Origin of the sequence: Agathobaculum sp. LCP25S3_E8, from assembly GCF_052117165.1 — a bacterium.
Classification (GTDB): Bacteria; Bacillota; Clostridia; order Oscillospirales; family Butyricicoccaceae; genus Agathobaculum.
Genome location: NZ_JBQKJR010000024.1, coordinates 1 through 12,283, shown reverse-complemented (window position 1 = coordinate 12,283; position 12,283 = coordinate 1). Strand labels below are relative to the sequence as shown.

Here is a 12,283-nt window from a genome sequence, read left to right as displayed (position 1 = left end):
AGAATAAACCATGCCCTGCAGAGAGAATGCTGCGCTTGGCAAATCAGGTTGCATATTGCGTGGTTTCATGGTAAAATACTTTAGTTACAAAGCAGAGGTTTGCGTTTATGACGATTCTTGGCATTGATCCAGGGTATGGTACTATCGGTTACGGCGTGGTACGGTTTGACAATATGAAATTTACGCCCGTACAGTATGGCGCGGCAACGACCAAACCTGGTATGCCGATGCATCTGCGGCTGTGTGAAATATACGATGACATCGGGACGCTGGTGGACACATTCCATCCGGATGAGGTCGCCATCGAGGAACTGTTCTTTTCCAAAAACATCACGACCGGCATTCAAGTCGCGCAGGCGCGTGGGGTAATTTTGCTTGCGTTGGCGCAGAAAGGTCTGCATCCGGTTTCTTATACGCCGAATCAGGTGAAAATGGCGGTGGTCGGTTATGGCAATGCGGAGAAAAAGCAGATGATGGAGATGACCAAAAGTATTCTGCATTTGACTAAGCTGCCGCGGCCGGACGACGCAGCCGATGCGCTTGCACTGGCCATTTGTCATGGTCATTCCAGACAGGCAATGCGATATGAGGGTTTACTGTAAATGTTTTATTACGTAGATGGCACGGTTACCGTGCTCGAACAAGGGCTTGCCGTGATTGACTGCGGCGGCGTGGGCTATGCCTGTCATGCGTCGCAGAACACGATTGGCAAGCTGAAAATCGGCGCGCATGCGCGTCTGCTCACCTATTTGAATGTACGTGAGGATATTTTTGAATTATATGGCTTTATCGATGAAGAGGAGCAATCGTGCTTTAAAATGATGATTGGTGTGTCCGGCGTTGGCCCGAAAGCAGCGCTGTCCATTTTGTCGGTCGCGCCGCCGGACAGGCTTGCACTGTCCATCATCACTGGAGACGAAAAAATGCTGATGCAGGCTCCGGGTATCGGCAAGAAGATTGCGCAGCGCATTGTGCTGGAGCTGCGGGATAAGATGAGTAAAGAGCAGCTGGAAACCGCTTCGTCGGCTTCTCCGGCAGCTGCGTCAGTCACTTCCGGCGGCGTTAATCATACGCAGGAGGCGGTAGCGGCGCTGATGGTGCTCGGATACAGTCAGGCGGAGGCACTTCGCGCGATGGAAGGGCTGGATACCGCGCAGATGCCGGCGGAGGAAATCATCCGCCAGTGTTTGAAAAAGCTGGTCAAACAGTAAGGGAGTGTTCCTTTGAGTATAGAATTTTCCGGCGGGATGGCGGACGACGAGCGAATCATTTCCACGCGCCAGCTTTCCGAGGATGAGACCGAAAATTCGCTGCGTCCAAAAACCATGGCAGATTATGTCGGCCAGACCAAGGCGAAGGAAAACTTAAGCGTATATATTGAAGCGGCGAAGATGCGCGGAGAATCTCTCGATCATACATTGCTTTACGGTCCGCCCGGCCTTGGCAAGACGACGCTTGCAGGCATTATCGCCAGTGAGATGGGTGTCAATATCCGCGTTACAAGCGGTCCAGCAATCGAAAAAGCGGGAGATTTGGCGGCTTTATTGACAAATCTTTCGGAAAATGATATTTTGTTTATCGATGAGATTCATCGTCTTGACCGAGCAGTGGAGGAAATTCTCTATCCGGCGATGGAGGATTATGCGCTCGATATTATCATTGGTAAGGGGCCGTCGGCTCGCTCGATTCGTATTGACCTGCCTCGGTTTACGCTCATCGGCGCGACGACACGAGCGGGACAGATGACCAGTCCCTTGCGTGACCGTTTCGGTGTTATGCTTCGTTTGGAGTTGTATTCGCCGGAGGAGCTTTGCCAGATCGTGGAGCGATCGGCCGGCATTTTGAATGTGCCGTGTGAACACGAGGGCGCGTTTGAGATTGCACGCCGCAGCCGTGGCACACCGCGTATTGCTAACCGATTACTGCGTCGTGTGCGCGATTTTGCGCAGGTGCGTGGTACGGGTACGATTGATAAAGCAAGTGCAGACATGGCGCTGCGTGCGCTCGAGATTGACGAGCTTGGGCTGGATAATGTCGACCGGAGGATGCTCAAAAGCATCATGCTCAATTACGGGGGCGGTCCGGTTGGGCTGGATACGCTGGCGGCTACGATTGGCGAAGAAGCGATTACATTGGAAGATGTTTACGAGCCATATCTGATGCAGATAGGCTTTCTCAGCCGTACTCCACGCGGACGGTGCGTCACGGTACAGGCTTATCGTCATATGCATATGGAGCCGGCGGATGGACAGCAAATGCTGTAAAGCTGCCGCTTAAAATAAGAAAGTTAGGTGTTTTGTATTGGGTAGATATTTCGGAACAGACGGCGTTCGTGGTGTGGCAAACCTTGAATTGGATGCATTGTTGGCCTTTAAGATAGGAGCCGCGGCTGCCTATGCGCTGACGCAGGAGGCAACGCACACTGGCAAGGCCAAACTGCTGATTGGTAAGGATACTCGTATTTCTTCGGATATGTTGGAGAATGCGTTGGTGGCCGGTATTTGTTCGGTTGGCGCGGATGTGGAGCTGCTTGGTGTCATTCCGACGCCGGCGGTGGCATTTCTGACCATCAAGCATAAGGCAGATGCAGGTATTGTCATTTCGGCAAGCCACAACTCATTCGAGTATAACGGTATCAAGATCTTTGCGGGCAACGGCTATAAGCTGCCGGATGCAACCGAGGCGAAGATCGAAGACCTGATCGACGATTTTGAATCTATTCCGAAGATGACCCATGAAAAACTGGGCCGCGTGATTAAAAGCAAGATTGATCCGGTGGTGGAATATACCGACCATCTGGCGGAAACCATCAAGGGCGATCTGTCTGGATTGCGTGTAGCGGTGGACTGCGCAAACGGTGCATCTTCGACCACGGTTGAGCGCCTGATGCGTCTGGTCGAGTGCAAGGCGGAAATCCGCTTCTATGAGCCGGACGGTATCAACATCAACGATAACTGTGGTTCGACGCATCTGGAGCAGCTGAAAAAGCGTGTGCGTAACGGCGACTTTGATTTGGGTGTAGCGTTTGATGGCGACGCAGACCGCTGCCTGATTGTCGATGAAACCGGCGAGGAGCTGGACGGCGATCGTATTATGGCGGTGTGCGCGGCGCATATGAAGAAAGAAGGCAAGCTGCGCGGCGGTGCGTTTGTGGCAACAGTACTGTCCAACATGGGCCTGCATGCTTATGCGGAAAAGAATGGCATGCGCATTGAGTGCTCTAATGTGGGCGACCGTTACGTTCTGGAAATGATGCTGCAAAAGGGGTATATTCTGGGTGGTGAGCAGTCCGGCCATGTCATTTTCCTGGAGTATGCGTCGACGGGCGATGGTGAGCTGACTGCGTTGCAGTTTATGTCGATTCTCAAAGCAAGCGGCAAGAAGTGCTCGGAAATCGCGGCGGAAGTAGTACCGTGGCCGCAGTTGATGATCAACGTCAAGGTGCCTAATGACAAGAAAGCAACGTTGCAGGAGTTGCCGGAGGTCAAGGCCGCGATTGATGCGGCGTCGGCGGAACTGGCTGAAAACGGTCGTATTCTGGTGCGTCCGTCCGGTACAGAGGCGCTTGTCCGCGTAATGGTGGAAGGCAAAGACAGCGAACAGGTGGATACTTTGGCAAAAAGGGTTGCTAAAGTCATTGAGTCTGTCGTATAATAAGAAAGAGCCAACAGGGGTGGATGTGGTTTTCGCATCCACCTTGTTTGTTTGAAGGAAGGTGAGAGTATATGATGACAAGTGAATAGCGGAGAAAGCGCCAGAACTGCGGTGCAGCCGGTATCGCAGTTGACGAGGAAAGGGTTCATCGAAGGTTTCGGCGGGTGCCCTTCGGCCATGAGTGGGTTGGTCGTAAGCAGACTGTTAAAACGCACGGGCGACTGTGCGGACAGAGCAGTTATGCATAACGCACTATTTTTATATCTATTTTTAAAAATTCAGCTTCTTTTTTTGGAGGATTTACGTTTATGTGTGGAATTGTCGGTTTTACGGGGCGCGAAAATGCGCTGCCGATTTTGATAAAAGGACTTTACAGCTTGGAATACCGTGGTTATGATTCTGCGGGCATTGCAGCGTTTACAAAGGATGGTCTGCGCGTGGTCAAAACGCGCGGACGTATTTCGAATCTGGAGGAAAAAATTCGCGAAGAGGGTGACCTGTACTGCACCTGCGGCATCGGTCATACACGCTGGGCCACGCATGGCGAGCCGTCCGACCGTAACTCGCATCCGCATCTGGGCGGACGAGACGGTATGGGCAAGGTAGCGGTAGTCCATAACGGTATTATTGAGAACTATAAAGAACTGCGTGAGCGGTTGGAGGCGCATGGCTACACCTTCCAGTCGGAGACCGATACTGAGACGGTTGCGCATCTGGTCGACTATCTGCATACGGGCAAGCAGGAGGACCTTGCGAAAACCGTGCTTAATGCAGTACAGCGTATCCGCGGCTCGTACGCGCTGGGTGTGGTGTCGATGGACAATCCGGAGGAAATCGTTGCCGCACGGCGCGACAATCCGCTTATTATCGGCGTAGGCGAAGGCGAAAATATGATTGCGTCCGATATTACTGCAATTATCGGACGCACCAAAAACTATATCATTCTGGATGATAATGAGGTTGCTATTGTCCGACCGGACAGCGTCATTGTGATGAATGAGTTTGGTGACGTGGTGGAAAAAGCCGTACAGACTGTGAGCTGGGATATGTCCGCTGCGGAAAAAGGCGGCTATCAGCATTTCATGCTCAAGGAGATTATGGAGCAGCCGAAGGCGGTGGCGGATACGGTAAATCCGCGTATTCAGAACAATGCGGTTGTGTTTGAAGATAACGGCTTGACCGATGAGCGTCTGCGGGACATTGAAAATATTCATATCGTTGGCTGTGGTTCGGCGCTGCACGCAGGCATGGTGGGCAAGCGTGTGATTGAGGCGATGTGCCGTATCCGCTGCACCGCGGAGGTCGCTTCCGAGTTCCGTTATGAGAATCCAATTATCGGAAAAAAAGATTTGTGCATTGTCATCAGTCAGTCGGGGGAGACAGCGGATACGCTTGCAGCCATGCGTATGGCCAAGCAGGCGGGGGCGTTTACTATTGCAATTGTCAATGTCGTATCCTCCACCATTGCGCGTGAAGCAGACGGTGTGTTGTACACTTGGGCAGGGCCGGAAATTTCGGTTGCAACGACCAAGGCGTATTCTGCACAGTTATCTGCTCTGTATCTTATTTCCGTAAAGATTGCCCGTACGCGCGGCCTGATTTCTATCGGCGATGAGCGTGCACTTTGCGCGGAACTGCAGCGCCTGCCTGAATGTATCGAGAAGGCGCTTGCGTGTCAGGAGGATATGCAGCGCATCGCAACGCTGTATGCCAACCGCCCAAGCGTATTCTTTTTGGGACGTGGATTAGACTATGCGGCGGCGCTCGAAGCATCACTCAAACTTAAGGAGATTTCATATATCCACTCGGAAGCGTATGCGGCGGGTGAGCTGAAGCACGGCACAATTTCGCTGATTGAAGAGGGGACACTGGTGGTCGCCTTGGCAACACAGCCCGCTCTGTTTGAAAAAACCGTTTCCAATATCCGTGAGGTTGTGTCTCGTGGTGCCGTGGTGGTGCTTGTGACGACCGATGACTTTACCGGGGACGAGTCAGTTTGCCAGCATATTATTCGCTTGCCGAAGTGTCTGTACGAATTTTCTGCCTCGCTTTCGATTATTCCGATGCAGCTTTTGGCATACTATGTAGCGGTGGAGCGAAATTGCGATGTCGATAAGCCGCGAAACCTGGCAAAATCGGTCACAGTTGAATAAATACAGAGGTATTAGGCAATCATCACAAAAATGAATAGGTTATTTTAAGGCAAAACAGTAGAATTCACAAAAATTTCTTGACATTTCCAGAACTATCGCATATAATGAGTCTTGACATGAGAAATGGTTACAAAATGCTTTCATCCGCGCCGTTATCTGACGAAGTGCTATGTCGTATGGCACAGCAGGGAGACGGTTCGGCGGCGGAGGATTTGGTCAAACGATATACCCGCTTGGTGAAAACCTGTGCGCGTCCTTATTTTCTGGTGGGGGCGGATGCAGAGGATTTGATACAGGAGGGTATGCTTGGACTGATGAAGGCAATGCGTGAATATGACGAGTCAAAGGGGGCACCGTTTGGCGCCTTTGCAAAGCTGTGTGTGATGCGGAAGATTTTTTCCGCTGTGCGCGCCGCTTCTTCACTCAAGCATGATCCGCTGAATCGTTCCGTGTCAATCGATCGACCTCTGTTTGAGGACCTTGCGGAATCGCACACCCGGGTTACGGCACCGATTGGTGATCCAGAATCGCTGGTGATCGGCAACGAGGAGAGAGAAGAGTTGATTCGTCAGCTTTACTCGCTGTTGTCTGAATTCGAGGCGAGGGTTTTGACATTGTTTCTGGACGGCTTATCCTATGAGGAGATGTCGGAAGCGCTGCAAAAACCGATCAAGTCTGTGGATAATGCCATCCAGCGCATCAAGCGAAAATCGGCAGCTATCAAACCCCAATAGGCGTTTGCAGGCGGGAAAGCCTGTGCGCATATAATTTCAGTTTCCCGAGGGAACGGTATCAAAGAGAGGTAAAAACCATGTACGAAGACAAGACTTTAGTATGCAAGGAATGCGGTAAGGAATTTGTGTTCACCGCAGGCGAGCAGGAGTTTTACGCAGAGCGCGGTTTCCAGAACGAGCCGCAGCGCTGCAAGGCTTGCCGCGATGCACGCAAGAACGCGGCCCGCGGCCCGCGTGAGTATTTCACCGCTACCTGTGCTGCTTGCGGCGGCGAGGCTCGTGTTCCGTTTGAACCCAAGTCCGACCGTCCGGTATATTGCAGCGAGTGCTTCGCAAAGATGCGCGAGCAGGGCTGAGAATAGTTAACAGAAGGGTGCCCGGTCGTTGCCGGACACCCTTTTTGTATCTGCTGAAACCCGCAGGAAACAGTGAATTTTTTGTATTTGTGATTGAAATATGTGCATCTTTGCGGTATACTGATAACAAACAAAGATATATGGAGGTCTATTATGGCTGCGATTACGAAAAAGACCACGATTGGCGAGGTGCTCAACCGCAATCTGGATACGGCAAAGTTTTTCATGGAAATTGGCATGCATTGCCTCGGCTGCCCGGCGTCGCAGGGCGAGAGCATTGAGGAGGCCTGCATGGTACACGGCACCAATGCAGATGAGCTGGTTGCAAAGCTGAACGCTTTTCTGGGCGAATAAGAGCAAAACCGGGGCCGGCTAACGCCGGCTCTGTTTTTTTTGGGTGAAATATGGAAAGTATGGTTTTAACGCCGCGGCTCGCATGTCTGGCATCGCTTGTTCCGCAGGGTGCAAGGCTTGCGGATATCGGCACGGATCATGGTAAACTGCCGGTGTCCTTGCTGCTGGAGGGAAGAATTACTGCCGCGATTGGATCGGATATCGGAAAAGGACCGCTGGCGCATGCTGCGCGCAACGCACAGGATCATGGTGTTTCTCTGTCCCTGCGGTTGGCCGCGGGTCTGGACGCTGTGCAGCCGGAGGAATGCGATACGGTCAGCATCGCCGGTATGGGTGGGCAGACCATCGCGGAAATTTTGGGTGCAGCGCCGTGGTGCGAACGGGGACAGCATTTATTGCTCTTGCAGCCGATGACCATGGTCTACGAGCTGCGTCAATGGCTATGGGCGCATGGTTATGCCATTGAGCGTGAAACGCTGTGCCGGGAGGATCGGCGACAATATGTGGTGCTGTCTGTCCGTGGTGGCGTAGAGAAAAAGGAGTTTCCGCTGTGGCAATGTGCATTGTCTCCTGCCTTGCTGCAAGCGGATGGGGCCAAGGCGTATTTGCAGGCATTGCTGACGCGCGAAAATCGTGCGTTGGCGGGCATGGAACAAGCAAGTGTACTGGATACAGCTTGTTTGGATATGCAGCGCCGTCTGGTTTTGGAAATTCAACAGGCATTGGAGGGATTGCAATGAGTACGGTACAGGATATTTTAACGTTTCTGGAAGGGTTCGCGCCGCCGGAGCTGGCGGAGCATTGGGATAATGTGGGGTTGCTGTGCGGCGACCGCAATCAGACGGTGACGGCCGCGCTGTGTGCGTTGGATATTACCGAACAGGTGGTGGAGGAAGCGGTGGCGCGCGGCGCACAGCTGATTGTGGCGCACCATCCGGTTATCTTTACTTCGGTGAGCCGTGTGACTACCGATGATGTAACCGGGCGCGTATTGCGCGCGGCAATTAAGCATGATGTTGCACTCATCTGTATGCACACCAATGCGGACAGCGCATGGGGCGGCGTGAATGATGCGCTGGCTGCCGCATTGTTTCTGACCAATGTGGCAAACATGGAAGCGGGGGACAACCGGATGCTGGGTCGCGTGGGGGACTTGCCGCGTGAGATGCAGCCGCAGGAGTTTGCCGCATATGTAAAGGAGTGCCTGCGTGCGGGCGGTGTTCGCTTCTGTGACGGTGGTCATGTCATTCATCGCGTCGCAGTTGGCGGCGGTGCTTGCGGTAAGATGATGGATGATGCACTGGCCAAAGGCGCGGATGCGTTTGTTATCGGAGATTGCAGCTATGATTTGATGCAGCGTGCGCAGTCTTTGGGGCTGACGCTGGTTGACGCGGGGCATTTCCCGACAGAAAACCCGATTGCCGCAGTATTTGCGGAGCAGATTGTCGGCGCGTTCCCGCAAGTGCGGACGATGGTTTCCGAACGACATGCCGACTGTATCCAATTTGTTTAAGGAAGGTTTCATATGCCATTAGATGCCATTTGCCTTGGGGCAGTGACGCATGAATTAAATAAGATGCTGGCGGGCTGCCGCGTGGAAAAAGTCTATCAGCCTGATCGCGATGAAATTGTGCTGCAAACGAGAGGGCCGGGAGGCGCAAAACGCCTGTTGATTTCGATTGCGGCCGGTGCGGCGCGCGTGCATTTCATAGACGCGGCGCGTGAAAATCCAGCGGCGCCACCGATGTTTTGCATGCTGCTGCGCAAGCACGTTCAGGGTGCGAAGATTGCGGCAATTGTGCAGCCTGCGGTTGAGCGCATGCTGACGATTGAGCTGGACACAACCGATGAAATGGGTGTACCCTGCAAAAAGCATCTGATCTGTGAGCTGATGGGCAAACACTCGAATGTTATTCTGTGCGGCGAGGATAATCGCATTATTGACGCTATGCGTCGTATCGACGGCGATCTGTCCGGTAAACGACAGGTGCTGCCTGGCTTATTTTATCGCATGCCGCCCGCGCAGGATAAACATGATCCGTTTACTCTGTCTGGTGCGGGGGTGGCTGCTGCGGTTACGCAGGCGGATGGAGAACAGACGCTTGACCGTTTCCTGCTCGGTCAACTTTTGGGCTTTTCACCGCTGCTGTGCCGAGAGCTAAGTTATCGTGCAACCGGAGATGCTGCAGTACGGATTGGCACTATGTCGGATGCGCAGAAGGAATGCTTGGGGCAGGTGTACGATGATTTCATCACCTATGTGCAGGAAAACCGCTGGAAACCGTTTTTACTCACCAAAGTAGAAAACGGAGCGGTATTTGACTTCACTTTTCTGCCGGTGACGCAGTATGAAGGGCTGATGACTGTTTCGCAGGCGGATAGTTTTTCTGCGCTACTTGCGGCGTTCTATGAGAAAAAGGGAAAAATCGAGCGCATGGCGCGTCGATCGGCCGATCTGCATAAGACGGTCACCAACGCACGGGACCGTTTGGCACGTAAACTGGCAGCGCAGCAGAAGGAACTGGATGCGACGCAGAATCGCGAGCAGTATAAGCACATGGGTGACCTGATTACCGCAAACCTGTATCAACTGGAAAAAGGCATGAACAAGGCGACCGTGGTGGATTACTACGCTGAAGACTGTCCAGAAGTAGAAATTACGCTGGATGTGCGTCTGACACCGCAGCAAAATGCGCAGCGGTATTTCAAACTATATAATAAAGCGAAAACAGCAGAGACTGTGCTGACCCAGCAGATTGAGCAGGGCAAGGCCGATTTGGACTATCTGGAAAGCGTTTTGGTTGCGTTGGGAGAGGCGGAAAGTGAGCGTGACCTGTCTCAGCTGCGTGAAGAACTGACGCAGACAGGCATTCTCTCTAATAAGCAGACGCGTAACAAGAAGCTGCGCACAAAACCTGTTCAGGCTAAACCTTTCCACTATCGTACGAGCGACGGTTTTGAAGTGTTTGCCGGAAAGAACAACTTGCAAAACGATTTGCTCACGCTTAAAACCGCGTTTAAGAGTGATATTTGGTTCCATACGCAAAAAATTCACGGCTCACATGTGATTCTGGTTACGGATGGGCGGGAACCCACCGATCGGGCGATGACAGAGGCTGCAATGATTGCCGCATATCACTCCAAGGCGCGGCAGTCCTCGCGGGTACCGGTGGATTATACACCGGTGCGGCAGGTGAAGAAGCCGGCAGGTGCAAAACCGGGTATGGTAATTTATCATGTGTACCAGACTGCTTATGTAACGCCGGATGAAGCCATGATCGAAAAGCTCCGTGTGGAGTAACTGGGACAGGGCAAAGAATAGGTGTGTTTGGTTGAGACACGGCACTGGTGAAAAGTGCCGTGTCTCTCTTTGTGTAAAACGGTGGTTGGATACGGCGTATTCTTTCGAGAATCTATTTACTTTGTTACATTAAGATGATAGAATAAAACTAATCACAGTGTATGTCACTGTCAATAAAAGGAGGTAACTCTATGAAAAGTAAGTTCAGAATTGCTTTGGTTGCGGCTGTTGCGGCTGCCAGCCTGATGGCAACCGCAGGTGCGGCAAATTATGATCACTGCGCGGATCAGCTTAAGGATCTGGGCTTGTTCCAAGGAACGGCGCAAGGCTATGAACTGGATCGTGCACCGACCCGTGCGGAAGCGGCAACCATGCTGGTTCGTCTGCTGGGTAAGGAAGAGGAAGCGAAAACGCTGGATTATACTGCGCCGTTTACCGATCTGGCTGGTTGGGAAAAACCGTATGTACAGTATCTGTATGATAACGGTCTGACAACGGGCGCAACTGCGACCACGTTTGAGCCGGAAGAAGGATGCTCCGCACAGATGTATACGACGTTCTTGCTTCGTGCTTTGGGCTATAGTGATACGGCTGGCGGTGACTTTACTTATGCGCAGGCAGTATCGTTTGGCGAATCGATCGGCCTGGTAGATTATGCAAACTGCGATCAGGATAATTTCCTCCGCGATCATGTTGCGGCCATGAGTCTGACGGCGCTGGATACACCGGTGAAGGGTGATGAGAACTCCGTACTGCTGAAGAAGCTGGTGGATGACGGTGCGGTTGACGCAAACAAAGCGAGCAGTCTGCTGGCGTTCTTTGACCGCTACGCTGCCTATACGGACGCATCCTCCAAGATGAATGGTGCAACGAAAATGGATATGACCGCAAACATTGCGGCAGATGTATCAATGGGCGACACCAAAATCATGGATTTGACCATGCCGCTTAACATAAAGGTGGATGCCAATCAGGAAAACATGGACCAGTCCAAGATTGCGATGACCGGCACGGTAAAAATCAACATGAATGAATCGATGGTCGAGCAGGGCGCGCCGGCAACCATCAATCAGGATATCGCGTATTATTACACAGATGGCGTGTACTACGTGAACATGGGCGACCAGAAGTTCAAAATGGATATGTCGGTGGAAGATGTGATGGCGCAAATGGGAGATTTGACCGGTATGCAGTCTTCTGAGCCGCTTTGCCTCATCGAGGCGATTGACCAATCCGGCAGTGACATGACGGTTACCTACTCTTCCTCCGGAATGAATGCACTGGTCAATTCTGTTTTGGCAAACATGGGTATGGATATGAGCAGCATGGATGTGCAGGTCAAGTTTGAAAATGTGTCCTCTAAGGTTACCATTTCCAATGGCGATATCAAGAATATGAACTTGGCTATGAAGATGTCGATGACTGCAGAAGGTCAGAGTGTGACTCTGAACATGACGATGGATTGCACGGTGAACGGATTGGGTGACAATGTTAAAATTACCCTGCCGAGTGATCTGGATACTTACGTCGATATGATCGGTGGCACCACCGCACTGATTGGCGGCGTGGATGGACTTGCAGCCTGATTTATAGGAGTTTTGAAAGAAAAACCGGAACGGAAATGAAGTGACCCCCAAAAGTTAGACAATATTTGAAAGCAAAAATTGTTTAAGCAGCCGAAAGGGCTTGTTGTCTGTGAATTGCAGGCGGCAAGCCCTTTAGCTTTGCCTT

General features: G+C 52.1%; 12 protein-coding genes. All 12 read left to right on the top strand.

Features of this window, described 5'->3' with window-relative positions; all coding sequences use genetic code 11:
- Positions 1–107: 107 nt before the first annotated feature.
- The 12 genes from ruvC to ACTQ34_RS09465 all read left to right on the top strand — a co-directional run bounded on the left by ruvC (position 108) and on the right by ACTQ34_RS09465 (position 12,138).
- On the top strand, positions 108–602 hold the full coding sequence (gene ruvC / locus ACTQ34_RS09520; protein ID WP_441363603.1) for a crossover junction endodeoxyribonuclease RuvC: 495 nt from the start codon (positions 108–110) through the stop codon (positions 600–602).
- Positions 603–1,211 (top strand): Holliday junction branch migration protein RuvA, encoded by a 609-nt coding sequence (gene ruvA, locus ACTQ34_RS09515; protein WP_441363602.1) that lies wholly within the window; start codon positions 603–605, stop codon positions 1,209–1,211.
- A gap of 12 nt (positions 1,212–1,223) precedes the next feature.
- Positions 1,224–2,264 (top strand): Holliday junction branch migration DNA helicase RuvB, encoded by a 1,041-nt coding sequence (gene ruvB, locus ACTQ34_RS09510; RefSeq protein WP_302665468.1) that lies wholly within the window; start codon positions 1,224–1,226, stop codon positions 2,262–2,264.
- A gap of 37 nt (positions 2,265–2,301) precedes the next feature.
- Positions 2,302–3,654: a phosphoglucosamine mutase gene (gene glmM, locus ACTQ34_RS09505; protein ID WP_441363601.1), complete on the top strand. Its 1,353-nt coding sequence runs from the start codon at positions 2,302–2,304 to the stop codon at positions 3,652–3,654.
- A gap of 308 nt (positions 3,655–3,962) precedes the next feature.
- On the top strand, positions 3,963–5,807 hold the full coding sequence (gene glmS / locus ACTQ34_RS09500) for a glutamine--fructose-6-phosphate transaminase (isomerizing) (protein WP_441363600.1): 1,845 nt from the start codon (positions 3,963–3,965) through the stop codon (positions 5,805–5,807).
- 116 nt (positions 5,808–5,923) lie between these two features.
- Entirely contained in the window at positions 5,924–6,541 is a 618-nt protein-coding gene (locus tag ACTQ34_RS09495) for a sigma-70 family RNA polymerase sigma factor (protein ID WP_441363599.1), read from the top strand.
- A 77-nt stretch (positions 6,542–6,618) separates the two neighbouring features.
- Positions 6,619–6,897 carry a zinc-ribbon domain containing protein gene (locus ACTQ34_RS09490; protein ID WP_125114564.1) on the top strand — a complete coding sequence of 93 codons (279 nt, stop codon included), beginning with the start codon at positions 6,619–6,621 and terminating at the stop codon, positions 6,895–6,897.
- Between the two features lie 153 nt (positions 6,898–7,050).
- Positions 7,051–7,251, top strand: coding sequence for a DUF1858 domain-containing protein (locus ACTQ34_RS09485; RefSeq protein WP_125114563.1), 201 nt, complete (start codon positions 7,051–7,053; stop codon positions 7,249–7,251).
- A gap of 50 nt (positions 7,252–7,301) precedes the next feature.
- On the top strand, positions 7,302–7,991 hold the full coding sequence (locus ACTQ34_RS09480) for a tRNA (adenine(22)-N(1))-methyltransferase (protein WP_441363598.1): 690 nt from the start codon (positions 7,302–7,304) through the stop codon (positions 7,989–7,991).
- Positions 7,988–8,764, top strand: a complete 777-nt coding sequence (locus ACTQ34_RS09475) for a Nif3-like dinuclear metal center hexameric protein (RefSeq protein ID WP_441363597.1) — start codon at positions 7,988–7,990, stop codon at positions 8,762–8,764. The genes ACTQ34_RS09480 and ACTQ34_RS09475 overlap by 4 nt, the downstream gene beginning before the upstream one ends.
- Before the next feature lie 12 nt (positions 8,765–8,776).
- Positions 8,777–10,552, top strand: a complete 1,776-nt coding sequence (locus ACTQ34_RS09470) for an Rqc2 family fibronectin-binding protein (RefSeq protein WP_441363596.1) — start codon at positions 8,777–8,779, stop codon at positions 10,550–10,552.
- 191 nt (positions 10,553–10,743) lie between these two features.
- Entirely contained in the window at positions 10,744–12,138 is a 1,395-nt protein-coding gene (locus ACTQ34_RS09465; RefSeq protein ID WP_441363595.1) for a DUF6612 family protein, read from the top strand.
- Positions 12,139–12,283 lie beyond the last annotated feature (145 nt).

Excerpts from the sequence above, each read along its gene's own strand:
- ruvC (WP_441363603.1), top strand. The coding sequence starts at position 108 with ATGACGATTCTTGGCATTGATCCAGGGTATGGTACTATCGGTTACGGC.
- ruvA (WP_441363602.1), top strand. The coding sequence starts at position 603 with ATGTTTTATTACGTAGATGGCACGGTTACCGTGCTCGAACAAGGGCTT.
- glmS (WP_441363600.1), top strand. The coding sequence starts at position 3,963 with ATGTGTGGAATTGTCGGTTTTACGGGGCGCGAAAATGCGCTGCCGATT.
- ACTQ34_RS09495 (WP_441363599.1), top strand. The coding sequence starts at position 5,924 with ATGAGAAATGGTTACAAAATGCTTTCATCCGCGCCGTTATCTGACGAA.
- ACTQ34_RS09490 (WP_125114564.1), top strand. The coding sequence starts at position 6,619 with ATGTACGAAGACAAGACTTTAGTATGCAAGGAATGCGGTAAGGAATTT.
- ACTQ34_RS09485 (WP_125114563.1), top strand. The coding sequence starts at position 7,051 with ATGGCTGCGATTACGAAAAAGACCACGATTGGCGAGGTGCTCAACCGC.
- ACTQ34_RS09480 (WP_441363598.1), top strand. The coding sequence starts at position 7,302 with ATGGAAAGTATGGTTTTAACGCCGCGGCTCGCATGTCTGGCATCGCTT.
- ACTQ34_RS09475 (WP_441363597.1), top strand. The coding sequence starts at position 7,988 with ATGAGTACGGTACAGGATATTTTAACGTTTCTGGAAGGGTTCGCGCCG.
- ACTQ34_RS09470 (WP_441363596.1), top strand. The coding sequence starts at position 8,777 with ATGCCATTAGATGCCATTTGCCTTGGGGCAGTGACGCATGAATTAAAT.
- ACTQ34_RS09465 (WP_441363595.1), top strand. The coding sequence starts at position 10,744 with ATGAAAAGTAAGTTCAGAATTGCTTTGGTTGCGGCTGTTGCGGCTGCC.